Source organism: Desulfitobacterium elongatum (assembly GCF_055378975.1).
The window spans coordinates 1,932,402-1,950,713 of the sequence record NZ_AP038772.1 but is presented as its reverse complement, the minus strand read 5'-3'; the positions used below and the strand labels follow the sequence as shown (position 1 = coordinate 1,950,713).

Annotated in this window: 16 protein-coding genes and 2 pseudogenes; all 18 read right to left on the bottom strand. The window is 45.0% G+C overall.

Translation table 11 applies throughout. The annotated features are described in order from the left end of the window. Positions 1-9: 9 nt before the first annotated feature. The 18 genes and pseudogenes from ccsB to ACZ42W_RS09175 all read right to left on the bottom strand — a co-directional run bounded on the left by ccsB (position 10) and on the right by ACZ42W_RS09175 (position 18,190). On the bottom strand, positions 10-867 hold the full coding sequence (gene ccsB, locus ACZ42W_RS09260) for a c-type cytochrome biogenesis protein CcsB (protein WP_464170187.1): 858 nt from the start codon (positions 865-867) through the stop codon (positions 10-12). An 18-nt stretch (positions 868-885) separates the two neighbouring features. Further along, positions 886-2,202 carry a cytochrome c biogenesis protein ResB gene (gene resB, locus ACZ42W_RS09255; RefSeq protein ID WP_464170185.1) on the bottom strand — a complete coding sequence of 439 codons (1,317 nt, stop codon included), beginning with the start codon at positions 2,200-2,202 and terminating at the stop codon, positions 886-888. 282 nt (positions 2,203-2,484) lie between these two features. Further along, positions 2,485-3,438 carry an NrfD/PsrC family molybdoenzyme membrane anchor subunit gene (gene nrfD / locus ACZ42W_RS09250; RefSeq protein WP_464170182.1) on the bottom strand — a complete coding sequence of 318 codons (954 nt, stop codon included), beginning with the start codon at positions 3,436-3,438 and terminating at the stop codon, positions 2,485-2,487. Positions 3,439-3,459: 21 nt separating this feature from the next. Further along, on the bottom strand, positions 3,460-4,137 hold the full coding sequence (locus ACZ42W_RS09245; protein ID WP_464170180.1) for a 4Fe-4S dicluster domain-containing protein: 678 nt from the start codon (positions 4,135-4,137) through the stop codon (positions 3,460-3,462). A 504-nt stretch (positions 4,138-4,641) separates the two neighbouring features. Beyond that, positions 4,642-5,610, bottom strand: a complete 969-nt coding sequence (locus ACZ42W_RS09240) for a polyprenyl synthetase family protein (RefSeq protein ID WP_464170178.1) — start codon at positions 5,608-5,610, stop codon at positions 4,642-4,644. Between the two features lie 7 nt (positions 5,611-5,617). Further along, positions 5,618-6,010 (bottom strand): twin-arginine translocase TatA/TatE family subunit, encoded by a 393-nt coding sequence (locus tag ACZ42W_RS09235; RefSeq protein WP_464170176.1) that lies wholly within the window; start codon positions 6,008-6,010, stop codon positions 5,618-5,620. 12 nt (positions 6,011-6,022) lie between these two features. Next, positions 6,023-6,778, bottom strand: coding sequence for a twin-arginine translocase subunit TatC (gene tatC, locus ACZ42W_RS09230; RefSeq protein WP_464170174.1), 756 nt, complete (start codon positions 6,776-6,778; stop codon positions 6,023-6,025). Between the two features lie 2 nt (positions 6,779-6,780). After that, positions 6,781-7,872 carry a cyclic dehypoxanthinyl futalosine synthase gene (gene mqnC, locus ACZ42W_RS09225; protein ID WP_464170172.1) on the bottom strand — a complete coding sequence of 364 codons (1,092 nt, stop codon included), beginning with the start codon at positions 7,870-7,872 and terminating at the stop codon, positions 6,781-6,783. Further along, positions 7,869-8,630 (bottom strand): FO synthase, encoded by a 762-nt coding sequence (locus ACZ42W_RS09220; protein WP_464170170.1) that lies wholly within the window; start codon positions 8,628-8,630, stop codon positions 7,869-7,871. Before ACZ42W_RS09220 ends, mqnC begins: the two co-directional genes overlap by 4 nt. 52 nt (positions 8,631-8,682) lie before the next feature. Continuing rightward, positions 8,683-9,537 carry a UbiA-like polyprenyltransferase gene (locus ACZ42W_RS09215; protein WP_464170168.1) on the bottom strand — a complete coding sequence of 285 codons (855 nt, stop codon included), beginning with the start codon at positions 9,535-9,537 and terminating at the stop codon, positions 8,683-8,685. Further along, positions 9,534-10,271 (bottom strand): polyprenyl synthetase family protein, encoded by a 738-nt coding sequence (locus ACZ42W_RS09210; RefSeq protein ID WP_464170166.1) that lies wholly within the window; start codon positions 10,269-10,271, stop codon positions 9,534-9,536. The genes ACZ42W_RS09215 and ACZ42W_RS09210 overlap by 4 nt, the downstream gene beginning before the upstream one ends. Before the next feature lie 248 nt (positions 10,272-10,519). Next, the gene (speD, locus tag ACZ42W_RS09205) at positions 10,520-10,897 is read right to left on the bottom strand and encodes an adenosylmethionine decarboxylase (protein WP_464170164.1); all 378 of its coding nucleotides are present in this window, start codon (positions 10,895-10,897) and stop codon (positions 10,520-10,522) included. A gap of 331 nt (positions 10,898-11,228) precedes the next feature. Further along, positions 11,229-12,710 (bottom strand): annotated as a pseudogene (mttB, locus tag ACZ42W_RS09200) ([trimethylamine--corrinoid protein] Co-methyltransferase). Further along, a complete protein-coding gene (locus ACZ42W_RS09195; protein ID WP_464170162.1) occupies positions 12,710-13,360 on the bottom strand; it encodes a corrinoid protein in 651 nt (216 codons plus the stop codon). Before ACZ42W_RS09195 ends, mttB begins: the two are co-directional and overlap by 1 nt. 402 nt (positions 13,361-13,762) lie before the next feature. After that, a pseudogene (mtbB, locus tag ACZ42W_RS09190) lies at positions 13,763-15,109 on the bottom strand ([dimethylamine--corrinoid protein] Co-methyltransferase). 117 nt (positions 15,110-15,226) lie between these two features. Next, positions 15,227-15,886, bottom strand: a complete 660-nt coding sequence (locus ACZ42W_RS09185; protein ID WP_464170160.1) for a 3-oxoacid CoA-transferase subunit B — start codon at positions 15,884-15,886, stop codon at positions 15,227-15,229. A 3-nt stretch (positions 15,887-15,889) separates the two neighbouring features. Further along, positions 15,890-16,543, bottom strand: a complete 654-nt coding sequence (locus ACZ42W_RS09180; RefSeq protein WP_464170158.1) for a CoA transferase subunit A — start codon at positions 16,541-16,543, stop codon at positions 15,890-15,892. A gap of 162 nt (positions 16,544-16,705) precedes the next feature. Continuing rightward, entirely contained in the window at positions 16,706-18,190 is a 1,485-nt protein-coding gene (locus tag ACZ42W_RS09175; protein ID WP_464170156.1) for a trimethylamine methyltransferase family protein, read from the bottom strand. Positions 18,191-18,312: the final 122 nt, after the last annotated feature.

Sequence of the window (18,312 nt, the reverse complement as noted above, 5' to 3'; positions counted from 1 at the left end):
CCACCTTTCTTAAGCGTAAGAATGCAAGCCAGGAAGTAGGTAGTTTACGCCAAAGAATGTGAAGAGAACAGCGACAAAGCCTAGAATTGCCATCCATGCTGCTCGATTCCCTTTCCAACCATACATAAGTCTTGCGTGAAGATATGCTGCATAGATAATCCACGTGATAAGAGACCAAGTCTCTTTAGGGTCCCACGACCAGTAGGTACCCCAGGCATAGTTCGCCCAAATCGCCCCAGTAACGATACAAAGTGTCAGCATAGGGAAAGCGAAACCAATAACCTTATAGGAAAGCTCATCAAGGACATTTTTATCTGGAAATCTCGAAATCCAACTTTCCTTAGAGTTTTTTCCGCTGGATTCATTTGAACCCGCCTTGAGCAGATACATAATTCCCAGCCCGAAGGAGATAGCAAACGCTCCATAAGCTAGCATGGCAGTAAAGACGTGGAAGGTTAACCACTGGCTTTTCAGAGCAGGTGGGATCGCTGCCGCAACCCTTTCACTCGGTCCCATTTTCATGATAATGAATACGAGCAAAATGAAAGGAATAGGCATAACAAAACTTCCTAAAGCCTTGAGCTTGTATCGGAATTCAGCAAACAAATAGACCGCTACAATTCCCAAACAAAAGGTGAGAATAAATTCATAGCCATTCGATAAAGGGGGTCTGGCCGTGATAATCCAACGAAAGGCAAGTGCTAAAATGTTACCCACTAACCCGACTCCTGCTAAGAGAGTCGCGAGATGCCCGATAATATCCTTCTTTGACGCAAGCCAAGCCCAGTACATCACTGTACTTGAAAGAAATGTAAGAACCATGAGGTAAAACATTGTGACTTCCCAGTTTGCAAAGGAACCACCCATGATATCCTCTCCTTTTCGCTATTCTTTGGCGTTCTGCTTTCCTTTCAGCTCGCCGACAATTCGTTCAAATTCGTCCTTAATACCCAGACTCAGTTTACCTGACAAAGCCCCCAAGGTCAGGACATACTCTTTTTGCTTTTCAAGGATTCCCATGAGTGTAATAGGTCTCCAGTAGAAGGACAGAAGTAAGCCGAGCATTAAGAGCCCGCAACCCAGCCAAACGATGGATACTCCTGGGTCTTTCTTAACTTGTAAACCTGTGAATCCAGAGGTTTTATCGAAGGTTAACGTATATGTATTTTCTATGTTCTCGGATTGACCTGGGGTGAGTTGTCCCATCTTAATAGGCTGCTGCCCATTCCCTTTGAACACTTGATAGAGTATAACAGGCTCTTTGGGATCCGTTTTCATCGCTGCGAGGATGAGGAAGAGATCCGTTCCTGGAGCTTGATAATAATTTCCGCCCCGGCTCTGGAGCACGACAGGAATCTTCTGACCTTTAAGGTCTACGGTAAACATTGCTCCCGGTGCATAACTCGATTGATAGAATGTTACACCCTTATACGATAAGGGATGATTGACCGAAATCGTCTGCCGGGCCACTTCTTTACCCGCATCTAGGATGCTCAAATCAGAATACCAATTATCCCGTTCCCCATTCTCTAAAATTCTATCTTCGACCGAGTTAATCTTGACACTAAAGTTCTCACTCACTTTTCCCTTGCTGACATCAATACTTCGAATGGGAACCGTATCCCCTTCGCCCGCCATTAAGTAGCCTTTAAAGCCAGTGAGTGAGCCAATCAGCGCTCCAAGAATTAAAACGATAAACGCAATGTGAGTGATAAATGAGCCCCAATTCCCCCACCTGCGTTTTTGAGCGATAAAGCTCCACTTTCCGTCTTGTTCAGTACTGACAACCCTGAAGCCTTTACCCTTAAGTACCTCCTGGACCCCTTGTTTTAATGTCTCACCATCACTTCCAGAAACTTTGTCCTGAATCTTTGAGGGGACATTTCCACTCGTTTTGGGGGCATTCGGCTTGAAGGTTAGCTTATAAATTCCTCCAAATCGATGGACACTACAAACCACAAGATTGATACAGAGTAGACCTACGAGAACCTGAAACCAAACCGAGGCGTAAAGGTTGGTAAAGCCCATGGCTTTCCAAAAGCTACTCACTGTCTTAGCACCCTCTGGGTCTAAGGCTTCTTGGGGAATGAGTGTGCCAATACCCGATACAATCGCCACAATTCCCAGCAGAGCCAACCCAGTTTTCATAGAACTAAAGACATCCCAGATTTTTTCGACTAACCCATCTGACTTTCCGCTCATAACACCCTCCACTCAAAAAATTAAAGCTGCATGATCAAAGGATTATTTCATTAACCATATTTTACTATATTTACAGAGTTTTTATATACATTTAAGCGAGGTTTCATAGAATAGTCATAATATTTCATAGAAAAGACATATCCTTCACATAAAGAACATAATTGCTTGGGGACTCTTGGACATATATTAACTATATTTTTCTACAGAAAAAAGGCAAAGCTCTTAATTTTGTCTCTCAAATCTGCTAGAGCTTTGCCTTATAGTGAAATTTTCCTTTTATACTTAGTTAAGAATTCCGTTCCAAATCGGGATTGCAGCAAAGATGACAACATATCGTAGGACAAATCCGCCGAGAACGACCACTGCATCGCTGAGCAGCAGAACATTGGTTACGCCATGTGCTCCTTCACGTGTAGCAGCACCTTCACTTACTGCAGCGACTAAATCTGGTTGCAGGGCCCGTCCACTTTGAGCTGGAGAGAGTTTCTTTAGTCCATAGATAGAAACGAGGAGCGGCGCAACAAGACCTAGACCAACGAGTATGACCCAGAAAGAAATGGCTAACGACCCGGAAATCAACTTGCTTGCAGACTCTGCTGCGATTGGACCATTCGAACCAGAAGCCATCAAGCCAAGAAGAACAGTGAGAAGAACAATCTCCGTTCCAACAAGCCAGAGATGGGTTTTTGTAACTTTTTGCTCGTCAGCTTCCAAGCCTTTCTCCAGGATATGAGCCACAAGCATGGTAATCGATAATCCAGTGGAAAACGCAGAGACTACGAATAAGACCGGCATCAAGTAAGTGTTCCAAAAAGGAATCGCTTTAACGACTGCTACAAGTAATCCTGTATAAGCACAAGTAGCAAGAGCAAGAACTGCTCCGATATTTACAAGAATCTTAGGAGCGTCCTTCTTCTTCAGCACGAAGAAAGCTACGAGTAAGGCGACAACGATAAAGGTTGCGAGAATATATACACCCCACGTCATTACCGACCGAGGGTTCATAATCAACCCAATAAGGAGCCAAGGTTTCTTAAGACCTTGCCCAAGGTCAAACACTAAGAGTAGAGTACCAAAAGCAACGATAGGGCCTGAGATATAATAACCTACACGTTGCAGCGCAGGTGAATGACCCAACCAGCCTTTCCCAGCGGCATAGGAAGTCAGGTACGCTCCAGCGCCTAAGCCTCCTAAGAAGAGATATATAACGATTAACCATCCCCAATGTAGATGCATGTCTACTCCTCCTTATTTAAATTAGGCTTTCTTCGGTACAATGACTAACGAAGGTTTTGTGATGCTAGCTGAAGGGAGTCCGCCGATTTCCGGTGCAACAGCACCTTGAGTTTTCTTAATATCCTTCATATCGCCATATCCAAGTGCCTTTGTGGGGCAAGCGGATACACAGGCTGGTTTGCCACCTTCGTCTTGAATCTGGTAGCAGAAGCTGCATTTAGAAACTGCTCCAGTACCTTCTTTAACAAACTGTGGAGCATGATAAGGGCAGGCATAGAGGCAATAGCCACAACCCACACATTTTTTCGAATTATGCACCACAATTCCATCTTTGGCACGTTTGGAATAGGCGCCAACGGGGCAAACCTTCGCACAGGCAGGCTCTTCACAATGATTACAACTCATGGATAGGAAAACAGGACCATTCGCTGTAGTCTTTGTCAGCACTTTACGCCATTCTGCACCGGGTTCCCAATTATTCGTTTTTTTACATGCCGATGAGCAACTTTTACAGCCAATACATTTGCCTTGATCATAAATGAAGCCTAATTGTTTGGGCGCACTTGCCTCTGTCCCTGCAGCTTGTACGCTAGCCGATTTAAAACTACCCAATGGGACTCCAACAGCAACTGCTGCAGCGGTTAAAGCTCCGATTTTCAAAGCTAAACGTCGAGTTAATTTTACATCGAACTTTGACACATGAAACAACCCCTTTCTCTAAAAAACCTGACTTAGTACTTACCCGAATTTTCACCATTGTGCAAAAACAAAAATCACTGCAAATGCGCTAATATAGATAGATAAAAGCAAAAAAAAAGAAGAAAACAATAAAAATGCGCTGCAGTTATTTGCTTGATAAAAGAATAACATATAAATGAAGCAAATCAAAATGTGCCGATTCGTCAAATTCTACTTTTTTTGGCCGCTATCTAAGTTTAATGGTTGTTGCAACAAGTTATCAGCATATTCCCTTTCAAATACGCCATCAATTGCTTAAATTCGCCGTTATCCAACACTTTACATTCCTAATAAATGTCACATTATACATATTTCTCTAAGTTACTGTTCTAAAAAAACTCTTCGCTTTCAGTGTTACAGTTTGTGTAAATAATACTTAAAAATGATGGTAGTAAAAAACACCGATAAGAGTACACCTAAATTGCACCCCGATCGATGTGATATTGCTAAATTCTCGTCAACTATCTAGAATTTTCTTTCCTTAATGAATTGGGCTAAATCGACTAAGGCTTTACGAGTGGGTACATTGGGCAGTTCCTGTAGATAAGCCTTAGCTTTATGGATGTACAAGTCGACAAACCGCATGGACTCGTCGATAGCACCTGATTCTTTAATTAAACGAATAGCTTCAGAAACTTCTGATTCCGTCTTTTCAGATTTAATGAGAAGTTCCTCAAGTCGTGCTGCTTCCTTTGATTCTCTTAAAGCGATAATCATCGGCAAGGTCATAATACCTTGTCGGATATCTCCGCCTACAGGCTTACCAAGCTGAGAAGCCTCTGCCGTCACATCGAGAATATCGTCCACGATTTGAAAAGCCATCCCTAAGGAATGACCATAAGCTCCAAGTGCCCACACTTCCCTGCGGGGGGCTGAAGACACAAGAGCGCCTAATTTGCAGCTGGCAGAAATAAGCAAGGCTGTCTTACGTTTGACACGATAGTAATATTGCTTAAGGTTCTGGCGTACATCATAGGACGCCTTAATCTGTTGAATTTCGCCCTGACTCATCTCGATACTAACTTCTGCTAGAATCTGTGATACCTCAGGCTGGTTAATCTGAGCAAGCAATTCGAGAGCTTTTGCTAAGAGGTAATCTCCCGTTGCTATAGAAACAATATTACCCCATTTCGCCTTAACGGTCGGGCGACCCCTACGTGTCATAGAATCATCAACGACGTCGTCATGAACCAGAGTTGCCATATGAATAAGCTCTAAAGCCATGGCTACCGGAAGGAGCTTATCAATCGGGTAATTGTAAAATTTACCAGCTAAAAGGGTGAAGGCAGGGCGCAAACGTTTTCCTCCAGCTTCGAGTAATTGAACTGCTGAATCCTCTAACACAGGGAAATCTGGTTTAATAAAGTTATAAAGTTCTTTCTCAACCCGATGAAGGTCCGAGTTGATCTGGTTAAAAAGCCAAAGTTGTTTCAAAACTGGTTCACCTGCTTGCACCCTTTTTTTCATAGGAAACCATTTCTTGTGGAAGCTCCGCAAGAGGATCCTCTTCTTCATAGGTTAATAGTTCTTCTTGATCATCTACTTTAGAGGGGGGTGTCTCTTGGACACTCTTCTCAGGGATATCTGAAGAATCCTCTTTTTCCACCTTATTTTCGGCCTTAGGTGAGGTCTTATTTACGGTCTGGTCGAAAGCCTTTTCGAGAACATTAGAAGGAGTATCTACTGCATTCTGGAATTCGCGAGTCATATCGCCCGCAATCTTTTTCACTTCGAAGACGATACGCCCTACTGTACGAGCCACATCCGGAAGGTCTTCTGGACCAAATAAAATCAAGGCAATGACCATTAATATGATGAGTTCAGAAAAGCTCATTTTATTCCCCCCCTACTGTTGCAAAGCTTTCTCTCTGTTCCGTGCCACTAAATAGCCGAGCCAAATACTCATTTCATACAATAAATACATGGGGCCTACCATAAGTCCCTGGGTCATTAAATCTGGGGTTGGAGAGACAATCATCGCGATAACAACAATCCCGAAAAACGCCCATTTGCGTTTTTTAGCTAAAGTCTTAGGCGAGAGAAGCCCCATCCGAATTAATAGAAGTAGTACGACCGGTAATTGAAACACTAAGCCAAAGGTCAGGAGAAAGGTTAGGATGAAACTTAAATAGGAGGATTTGGTGAGAAAAGGAGTGGACTGAACTGCTCCTCCCCCCATGAAAAGGAGGAACTTCATCCCCATAGGAATGACGAGCAAGAAAGCGAATGCTGCTCCACCGACAAACAAAAGGAGAGAACAGGGCACAATCATGTATAGATACTTTCTTTCACTTTGCTTGAGGGCTGGTAGGATGAAGCTCCATAACTGCCATAAAATAATGGGGAGCGCGATAACAATACCGACATACAGCGAAACCTTCAGTTTCACCATGGCGGGTTCCATCGGAGTTGTCGTGATAAAGTCAACCCTTTCAAGATTTACTGCGGGTTGAGCAAGAAACCCGAATACCTGGTCACTATAGATCCAGCCGATAATCGTTCCAAGAGCGATTCCATACGCTGCGAACAAGAAAACTTTGCGCAATGCATGAATATGCTCCATGAGCGGCATGTTTCGATCTTCCCGCTTCCGCCTACGCATCCTCACACATCCTTCCCATAAATCTTCAAACGCTCATAATGGGTATTACGTTGAACCGCTGTATATCCAGCATCCTCGATGCAGTGAATGATTTCTTCGAGCGGTACACGCGTCTGTACCCCAGCAGCCCGAACCACATTTTCCTCAAGCATGGTGCTACCGAAGTCATTCGCTCCAAAGCGTAGTGCGACCTGAGCCATTTTAGCACCCTGAGTGACCCAAGAGGCCTGCATACTTGGGACATTATCCAGTATCAGTCGGGCAACCGCCAACGTCCTTAAGTACTCGATTCCAGTGCTGCCCTCTCCACCCAGTTCAGTGAAATTGGGAGCATAGCTCCAAGGAATAAAGGCGGTAAAACCTCCTGTCTGATCCTGAGCATCCCGAATACGAATCATGCTCTGAATTCTCTCTTCAGAACTTTCCACATGTCCAAACATCATCGTAGCCGTAGTCTTCATACCTAGAGAATGAGCAGTAGTCATGACTTCCATCCACTGTTCCCATGTAACTTTATTCGGACTAATTAATGCACGAACGCGATTATCTAAGATTTCAGCTCCCCCGCCAGGGATTGAATCCAGTCCCGCTGCTTTTAACCGTTGAATGACTTCCCGGATAGGTAGTCCCGATTTATGAGCAAGGTCCCAAATCTCAGGCGGACTAAAGGAGTGAATATGAATTGAAAAGTGCATCTTAATATCTCTAAGCATCTCTTCAAAATAGTCTAATCCCAAATCGGGGTTGAGTCCTCCTTGGATGAGAAGTTGAGTACCTCCTTGGGAAAGAGTCTCTTCAATTTTAGCATGTAATTCCTCTCGTGACAAAACATAAGCTTCTGAATGGCCTGGATTACGGTAGAACGCACAAAACTTACACTTACAGGTACATACATTTGTATAATTAATATTACGATCGATGACAAAAGTCACGATCTTTTCAGGGTGCATCTGCTCGCGAACCCGATCTGCGGCTTGACCTAGCAGAATCAGTTCCGCATGTTCTAAAAGATAAACCCCTTCTTCAAGTGATAACCGTTGGCCCGCCAAACGCCTCTCTAGAATTTCTAAACTTCTTTGATCGACTGACTTCATGATAGGCTTCCCCCTTCCCGTCCGAAGTCTTTCAGGACCTTATAAAGGGTATCCCGCTCAATCGCATGACGACCCGCTTTGTGAATCATTTTAAGCATGTTCCTCAGGCTCATGACCTGCTCGGTCTTAGTGCCTTCAGAATTCTTTATCCGTTCCTCCACAACCGTGCCATCAAGATCATCTACCCCAAAGTTCAAGGAAACCTGGGCCAATTTGGGGCCTAAAAGAATCCAGAATGCTTTAATATGATCAAAGTTATCTAGAAGGATCCTAGAAACAGAAAGCATCCGTAAATCTTCGAAGCCTGTAGACGTCTGCACTCCCATAGAGCCTTCCCACAAAGTATCTTTCGGATAAACGGGTAATGGAATAAAGGTTAAAAACCCTTGAGTCTTATCTTGAAGCGAGCGTAGCTTCAAAAGTTGGTCCACTCTATCCTCTGCTGTCTCAGTGGAACCATAGAGCATCGACGCATACGTTTTATGTTCACCCATGGCTGCACGGCTAGTTTCTTCAACCTCTTGAAGACTTGAGAGGAAGGAATTGGAATTCTCATTCATAAGCTGGGGAGAACGGTCGACGATAAAGTAAGTTCGGTCTCCGTTTTTCCTCTCTCGAATCAGGTTAGCCATATACCCTAAGGCCAAAATATCCTTGCTCTTCATCAAGCGGACTCCATCCTCGAAATTGAGGCGCTCGCCATGTTCTACTTTTTCAATCAAATCCATTAATCCGCTTTGAGCGAAAAGTGACAGCATCTCTATCCCTCCTTCAGCACATGCTCTGTTGCCATTATTAGCCTAGCTTTAATTATCTTACGAGTAAAAGATCGACGATGGAAAACAGGAAGAGTACCACACTTAAATATCCATTTAGATTGAAAAAGGCAACACCGACCTTTGATAAGTCTCTGGCCGATACAATACGATGTTGACGAAATAGAAGATAAATAGATATCACGATACCAACGAAGTAGAGCCAATGAAGGCCTGCTAACACCCCAACAATGATAAACAAGAGGGGGGCTATCACGTGAAAAACAGTAGAGATTTCTAAACCTCGGGTTAACCCGAATACAGAAGGGATCGAGTGAAGACCTTCTCTTCGATCAAACTCTGCATCTTGGCAAGCATAGACGATATCAAAACCCGCTACCCAAAGCATAACTCCAAGACCCAATAGCACAGGAGTAAGAGCCCACTGACCCGTCACCCCAATCCACGCCCCAAGCGGCCCCAACCCAAGGGCAATTCCAAGGACTAAATGACAGGCCCAGGTAAAGCGCTTGGTATAGGGGTAAAGCACGAGAAAAAGCATAGCAATCGGCATGAGCTTAAAGGCCAATAAATTCAGCTGATAAGCAGATACTCCCAAAATCAAAAATGAAATGAGAGTATAGATGTAGACCTCCCCAACCCCTAATAAGCCTGAGGGGATAGCCCTTGCAGAGGTCCTAGGATTACGGGCATCGATATGGCGGTCAATCAAACGGTTCAAAGACATAGCTGCCGTCCGAGCACCTACCATCGCCAAGGTGATCCAAATTAAATCCGAAGCGGTAGGAATCCCCCGAGAAGCGAAAAATGCTCCCAGATAGGCAAAAGGCAAGGCAAAAATAGTATGTTCAATCTTAATCATCTCTAGGAATACTTTAAATTTACTCATGATGCTCCCCCGAGATTTCCTTCCATATAATCTACTAATTCATATAATGAATGCTCCTTCGAACCAGACCAGTCTTTAAGGATATCTCGAGCTTGACTCAAGGCCTTTTCGATGACTGACTTCTCCATGTGATCCTGCGATGCAGCCCAAGCAACCCCTAACTGCCACCCTAAGGCTTCACATTGCTGTTGCACTTTATCTGAACATCCTGCAAGGTCAGCACCTAATCTCGCTGCTAGCCCAGTTAATGAGGCACGTTCCATTTCTAAAATATGAATTTGCTCAGCTACACTGATTTTTTCTCTTTGTGACAACCAACGAGAAATCGCGCCTTCATTCATCTCCCCAATGACCTGAGCCATAGGAGCTAGAAAACGAAGAAGTTTCTCTTTGCATAAGCCGAGAAAGAACTTTCCATAGAGATAATCACCAACAAGTACAGGAAATTGCCGCTTGCTTTCCTCCAGATTGGAGTCATCCTTCATCATGCGGTGAACCTGATCGGCCATAAAAATATATTGAATGATCGTCGCTAATCCTATGGCAGGTCGGGCATTTCCTCCAAAAGCTTGATTGATTGACAAGACGATTAGAGCACATGCATTGTTATCTAACTCGCTAAACTCCAAATCAATAAGTTCGTCAAATTCCCCTGCTTTGAACCTGATTTCACGTCCCAATGTACTTTTTATCTCTTCAAGTTCCCTCTTGAAGTTCTCTTTAAGTCGAAACAATGCCATCTCTCCTTAATTTTAGAGGCTAACCTAACTAGTATTCTAGACGACTTCTCAAATTCCTGCCCTTTTCGCGTATATAGAAACAGATATTATGACATATTTTTTACATCTGAATGAAAAACATCCAAGAATTCCTTAGAAATTATTTACAATGCGTTCGAGAAAACAATAGACCTTGCAACTCTCCCGTTACAAGGTCTATTTGGCCAGCCCTATCTCAGTCTGGAATAAAATAAATATCCCTCCTAAAGATTTACCGCTTCTTTCGGATCCTCGACAATTCCACGTTTCATTTCCGTTGCGGTCATATGACCTGCTTTAAACTGCTCGGTTAGATAATTGCAGGCGTCCCAGGGATTGACACGATCCCCACAAGTAAAGACGTCGACAGCGGCATATCCAAGTTCCGGCCAAGTATGAATGGCTAAATGAGATTCAGAAATAACTACGACTCCACTCACACCTTGAGGACTGAACTTGTGAAATACCACTTCGCGAACTTCAGCGCCTGCTTCCAGGGCTGCGTTGACCATGATCGCTTCGACCTCTTCCCGATTATTCAGAATGTCGAAACAACAACCATAGATCTCAGCCAACACATGACGTCCCAGAGAATTGCTCATCTTGTCATCGTTGCCCCCTTTTCCTTATTAAAATAGGTAGGAATCCGAGCCGAACATTAAAATGCTCGGTGACCCAAATTCCTATCGAAAACAATTTTAGCATAAAGTCACAGGTTGTCAATAAAAAGAATTAAAAATACCGTTTAAATCTCTTTCTGGACTCTAATTCATGAGAATACTTCACTCTTTGCTTGTATTGCTCTTAATTCCTCACGTATTCACTCTATCTTATGGGGGTTTTGTGAGGACTGTGAGACGGAATGTGATAAGATTTCTTCGTAATAACTGTGACGGCACTTTTCCTTTAAAGTGGAAAAGTGCCGTTGCTGCTTTATTTTTTCGGGACTCCCCACTCTTTTTCGGCTGCTTCGATAATTTCGCGGAGTCTGTTGCCCACTCCTGGGGGTAAAGGAGTGGGTTTATGGTGTTCTAGGATATAGCGGGTCTCTTCAGCAGCGCGGGTTGCGAGGTCTTTTGATCCTCTCTCTGCCCAGGATTGACGAGTCGTCCGATCGAAAAGTTTGCTTTGTGATTGAACTGTTCTCATGTGTTTTATTGTATGATCCTCCATGAGGAAGTGTCCACCGGCGCCTACCTTGCGGATCACATCCACTGCGAGAGTCTCATCCGTTACAGGGATTCCTCCAACCACTGTGCGAACCATTTTAGCTATCTCATTATCTACGACAAGTTGAGCAAAATCTAGGGTCATTCCCAGATCAATCATGCCTAGCCCATAAATCATGTTAGCACCTGCTAACGCGGCAAGCATCATTGTTAAAGTTTTTTCATGCCCAGCTTGCTCATCTCCGACTTTACTATCTGTCTATGTACCCGCTACATAACTTGGTATCATATAATACTGTGCCAACTTACATACTGCTGCACTAATCATCCCTAGTTCGGGACAGCCTATCGAGGCGGAAGCCAACTTAAGATCCATGATTGTCGTGGAACTACCATACATGTTCGGCGTCCCCTTGTTCGTTAACTGGGCTAGGACAATCCCGCTCAATACTTCTGCATTATGGGTGACCAAGGTCCCTGCTAAGGTTACTGGGGAGGTTCCTCCGGCCATGGCCATAGAGAGGACATTCATGGGCAAGCTGTGCCTTGCATAAGTGATGATTGCTTCACAGGTTTCATCCGATAAGGATAGCGGACTTTGCGGGCATACCGTGGCTGAGGTAATAGGCCGTTCCCTAAGTTTATCCTTACCGCCGACGACGGCTGCGGCCATCTCGATAAGTTTTTCAGCTTCAGCGATATTATGTGGGGATTGCGTGCTATGTTTCGTTGAATTCGTAACCATAGCTTCATAGCATTCCAGGTTGGCTGTACGCTGGTCTACATCCCTTGCTTCAACCGCAACATCGAGCACATCATATTGATCCAGATAATCCACCAGAATTGCTGCAGTAGCCTCATCTTTCTTTAGTGAATCCCTCACTTCCCCTGTATAGGGATCGACCACGTAGACCCCTTTACTGAAGTTGCAGAAATTTACTCGAGTCCCGTCGAGGACGACGTCATTCTTCGGATCACGAGCTGCAAGGAGGACACTCGATGGGGCAGTACGAATACATTCTTCTACGACATGGGACGGTATATAAACCTTTCTGCTCTTAAGGTCGACTGTACAGCCCCCACCGGAATAGATCTCCAGAGCTAAGTCACTAAAGACCTTTATCCCTTCATACCATAGCACTTCTAAGGTTGCTTGATGTATACGATCCAGTGCCTCCTTAGAAAACACATTGAGACCAAAGCCTTCTATGAAACTACTTCCAGCGGATCGGTTTCTTCGCGTCATTAGGTCACCCCCTGGAGGAGCGCCAGGGCTTTCGTTACGGCCTCCGCCGCATCCTCACCATAGGCATTAGCCCCAATCCGATCTGCCCAGCGTTGTGTGCAGGGTGCACCACCGACCATAGTCTTAAATCGTTCACGGAGCCCATGCTTACGCAGTTCATCTTCTAACTTTCTCTGTTCTGGAAGAGTGGTGGTGAGCAAAGCGCTTGTACCAATGATATCGACCTTATATTCAACCGCTTTTTCAATAATCTTATGAACAGGGACCTCCCTTCCTAAATCAATAACCTCAAGCCCTTGAGTTTTAATCATGGAAACAACGATTCCTTTACCAATATCATGAACATCGCCTTCAACAGTGGCTAGCAACATTTTTCCTTTTTTCTGCAGGTCCTTTGCCTCAAGAGCTGCTTCAAGAATAATCGTAGCCTCTTTCATAGCCTGAGCTGATAGGATAAGCTCTGGTAAAAAAACCTCCCCACGACCAAAGAGATCCCCGATATCACGAATTCCAACGCTGAACCCCTGCGTCAACACCTCTACGGGATCGATTCCTTTTTCCAAAGCTTGCTTCGCAATGACGACAGCTTTCTCTGCATCACAATTAAGAATTGCTTCACGTGCTTGGCTAATGATCGCTTCTTTCGTCAAAATTACACTCTCCTCTCAATAAAAAACTAAAAAGACCCGAAAGCATAGCTTCTCGCATAGGAGAGAACGATTTGCGTGGAGGGGCGTAAAGGCGAACGAGGCTTCCAGGGGGTCGAAAGCCGTCGTAGGCTTTCGCGCCTTAGCGGCAGCGCCACCTGGTTCACATGCAGAAAGCAGAAGGGTTTGGCAACGAAAGTGTCCAGTGGACATTTTCGCCCGAGGCGGCATTCCACAAATGATGCTCATCCGCCGAAGGTGCTCCCTTGGAAGCGAGTGAGACGACCCCGGAGCGCCAAGTACGTGAGTCTCCGGTGGAGATTCACGCCCGAAGGTCCGGATGTGCGAGAAGCTACACGACCCCATCTCTTTCATTCTCTTCTCAGATACGCAACTGCGAACACCTTAAACGAGCCCTGCCTTCTGCAAAAACCGCTCCACAGAGTTAATCTTTAACCCTAATACTTTGGCAATTCGAATCTTGGCTTCCATCCCCTTAGCAACACGATCGGGTGGCATCGGACGCCCGAGATTTAGATCCTCTCTAATCTCGCGCATGATGTTACAATCGCTTAAGTCAATGGGATCAATTCCAAGTTTTTCAGCAACATAGGCTTTCGCTTCATGAATCTTCATGCCTTTAGACAGTTGCATCCGTAATACCAGATCTCCGGCAGTACGTATTCCGCCCATGCCTGCAGATACTTCATGAGCTACTTCCAACCCAAAGGGGTCACCTACGCCTATCTATAATCCATCGGCTTTTCCGATTTCTATCAAGGCTTTATCTGCACGCGATACCGCATCGACCGGAGGTACTTCATTCATCGGTACCGCTCCGACCCCCATCCCAACATTCACATGAACCGGGATATTCGCCACCTCCGTACACGCTTTAACAAAGGTCACTGTACGGGCAAGGTTCCATGCAAAGGACATATTGCTATTGGTATTCACAACGAGTCCAAAAATACTGGCTCCTGCCTTTTCTGCGAGCTTCACTTGTTTATGAGGATAGAGTCCAGCTAATCTCACCCCATCATATTCGAGCTTTCCGTGCATACCGAGGATGAATTCTCCGGCCATCCCCATTTCAATTCCGAAGTCGGGATACTTCTGCTTGATGATCTCGATCGCTTGAAGTGCAGCTAAGACATCCGCATCTCCCGAGGCCCCAGAAGTATCGATGTTCATCCCGTCTGCTCCCGCCTCATACATTCCACTGGCGACATAGACGATATCTTTCACAGCATGCTCAACTGCTTCTTCCTGTGCCGCCCTCGCCTCTGCAATCTTCCCGAGAGGGAGTAATTCAGCCCAGTTTTCCACTGGCCCATCCGGTTTCGTATAAAGACCTAAGTTTGGCATGGAACCGTATAAAACAGGCATGACAGCATTAAGTTGTGTGAGTTCCATCACTGCTGCTTCATCGTGGAGTACCGACTTAACTGCCTTGTAACTGTAGTCGATATGTCCAATATCCAGAGAATCCGCTCCAAGGACCTTCTCATGGATTAGAACTGCAGTTGATCGATCAATCGCTATGTTCGCATGATAAGTAATTTTGCATCCCCCTGAATCGGACGTTGTGACGACTTCATTTCCTCGTTCTACACCAACGACGATTCCGGGCATGGTGATAATCTCATAAAGACGTTCTAGCTCTTCTTTTGTCAGTTCAGGGATTTTCCCTCGGTCTGCAGCGTCTCGAGTACCTTCTTCGAGGTCATAGCGAATATCGTCTTCGGTCATGTATATTCCCGATCCGTCACCCATGCGGGTAAAGAATTTTGACACAGGTTTAACCTCCTTTTTCCCTACGTATTTATCTGTCTATGTCATACTATTGGACGCTGTCCAATAGTAGACTTAGAACGTTTGGGTTATACCTTCTGGTAGGATCAGCTTTGCATTGGTGGCTGTGAGAACTTCCTCGAGTGTGGTATCTTCTGAAATCTCCAGAAGATGTAATCCATCCGGCTGAACAGAAATAACTGCGAGTTCTGTCACGATCAGATCTACTTCTCCTCTCGCAGTAAGAGGCAGGGTGCACTGTTTCACGATTTTCGGAGAGCCATCTTTGCTTAAGTGTTCCATCGCAATGATCACTTTCCGGGCGCCAACGACCAAATCCATGGCGCCCCCCATTCCGGAGACCATCTTTCCCGGAACCATCCAATTGGCTAAATTCCCCTGTTCATCCACTTCTAAGGCACCAAGAACCGTCACATCAACATGCCCACCCCGTATAATTGCAAACGAGGTACAACTATCAAAGCAACAACCTCCGGGTTTTAGTGTAACGGGTTTACCCCCTGCATTGACTAGATCCTTATCCTCTGTTCCCGGTTCAGGCTGTGGGCCAAGCCCAAGAAATCCGTTTTCTGACTGAAGGATAATGGTTACTCCTTCGGGTAAATGATTCGCTACCAGAGTTGGCATTCCAACCCCTAGGTTAACTACGTCTCCATTTTGCAACTCACGAGCAACTCTTTGGGCAATTATTTGTCGATTATCTCTGAGTATCATGGTTTAACTCCCCTCTTCAACCAGGCAATCCACAAAAATCCCCGGTGTAATGATATGGTCCGGATCAAGTAAACCGATTGGACACACTTCTTCAACTTCGACAATCACGAGCTTTGCCGCCATTGCCATGAGTGGATTAAAGTTCCGTGCGGACAATCGATAGAGTAAGTTTCCGCTTTGATCTGCCTTGTACGCTTTCAATAGAGCTACATCTGCATAAAGGGGGGGTTCGAGTAGATAGTTTTTGCCCTCCATTGATATTTCTTGTTTACCCTGAGCTGCTATTGTCCCTACCCCCGTCGGAGTGAGGACCCCTCCTAACCCTGACCCCGCTGCCCGGATTCTTTCAGCTAAGGATCCCTGTGGAACTAAAATGACTTCCAACTCACCTGATTCCATCATCTTGCCAGTACCTGGATGACCGCCAATATATGAAGCATAAAGTTTACTGATTTGTCGATTGTCTTGTAACTTCCCGATTCCTTTACCCGGAAAGGCTGAATCATTAGAAATCACAGTTAGATTCTTTGTTCCTTGCTCCACGAGGGCTTGAACTAATCCATCCGGTGTCCCTACTCCCAAAAAGCCCCCAATCATTAAGGTCATTCCTTCAGTAATGCTTTCTATAGCTTGTTTGGCAGTGCAGATATCGGCCATACCCCATCTCCTCATTTCTTTAGATTCAACAACCAGTTCCTATCCTATAGGACTATCAAGGATACTTTGCAAGCACCATGCCAAGATTCTCAAGCAGCTTCCCTGCCCTGAAACGCCGAAAAGTAGATAGTGGAATGCTCAATTTTCGGCATTTTATAGGAATTATGCTTCAGGTCCAAAAGGTAAGCTAGCAATGCTATGTCTTCTCATAATATTTGAGATCACCTGATCAAGATCTTTTGCTTTTTCCGGACTTAATGGACGTGGATGATGGGTTTCAAGGATCGACCGAACTCGTTCCTGAGCTTGAGAAAAAGCACTTAATGCTCCGTTCTCTTCCCATCCATTCCGGCCTCTCCGGTCAATTACTCTAGAAGGGAGATAGGGTTCCTTCTTAAACCATTTATATGTATGATCAGTGGATAAGAAATCCCCCCCTGGTCCGAGTTCACAGATAAGATCTACTGCTAAAGACTCTTCAGAGAAGTCTATTCCTCGATCATAACGCAGAGCCATTCCGCAAATTTCATTATCAATAACTAACTTTTCTAAGCTAAAGGTATTACAAAACTCCATAACACCGACTCCTGAGATTACGTTAATTCCTGCCAAAAGCGCAACGGTTGCACTCATAGCGGATTCCAGTCCCGCCTGAGCATCAATGAGTTTAGAGTCGCTTAAACCTGCATAGGTATGCGTCGGGATACCATAATACTTGCCCATCTGCGCATAACCGGTATTGATTAATGAAGTTTCAATCGAATTTAAGGATGTCGTACTTTGCCGCATATCGAAATACATCGGCGCCCCACCATAAACGACCGGAGTGCCCGGATTAACACATTGAGCAAGAACAATCCCACTTAAGGTCTCTATCGTATGAACGAGCAAACACCCGGCAAGTGTAGCTGGGGCCACAGCCCCGGGCATGGGTACAGATACCGTTTCCAAAGGCAAACCATATCTTGCGCAATCGATGATATTCTGAGAACTGATCTTGGTCCATTTGAGCGGTGGAGAGGGGCATATATCAAAAACGGCAAAGGGCTTCTCCTTAAGAACGTCGTATCCCCCAACAGCAGCAGCCAACATATCCCGCATATCCGATAATCCCTGGATACTGAACGCCCCTGTGATTATGGGTTTGGGCGAACTTTTCAGGAGAAGATACAGACGATAACTATCTCCGATTTCGCTTGGAATATCGTGTAATACAACGGAGGTGGACTGCAGTGCGATATGATCTAAAGCATCATTGACTCTGGATATGTTCATTAGGTCCTGAGCTTCTGCAGGCCGAACTGTCTTCCCATCGGATTCCATAAAATTCATCGGTGCCGATCCTGGGTCAAAATGTGGCACATTCCCACCTAAAAAGACTGAAGGTTTGCCTTCCCTGTCATAGAGTTGAATACTTTCCGGCACACTATTTAGTGCGCTCATAACCAGCTGGGGCGGAATTCTAGCGATTCGGCTTTGGAAGTCGACTTTGGCCCCGTGATGTTGAAGGATTTGTAGAGCTTCTTCCGAATCAAAATTGACTCCGGTCTTTTCTAAGATAACCAGTGCTTTTTCATGCAGCAGTTCAATTTGATTATGACTTAAGAGTCTTACCTTGGGTTGACTCTCGAAAGAAAATTTGGCCATACCTAATCCTCCTCTGCTTTTCCAATTGTCTTTTTGGGAAAAGGCTGTAAACAGCCTTTGTTTACAGCCTACTTTCTACCACCCGTTTTTTAGCCCGAAATACCCCGATCCCATGCCGTGTC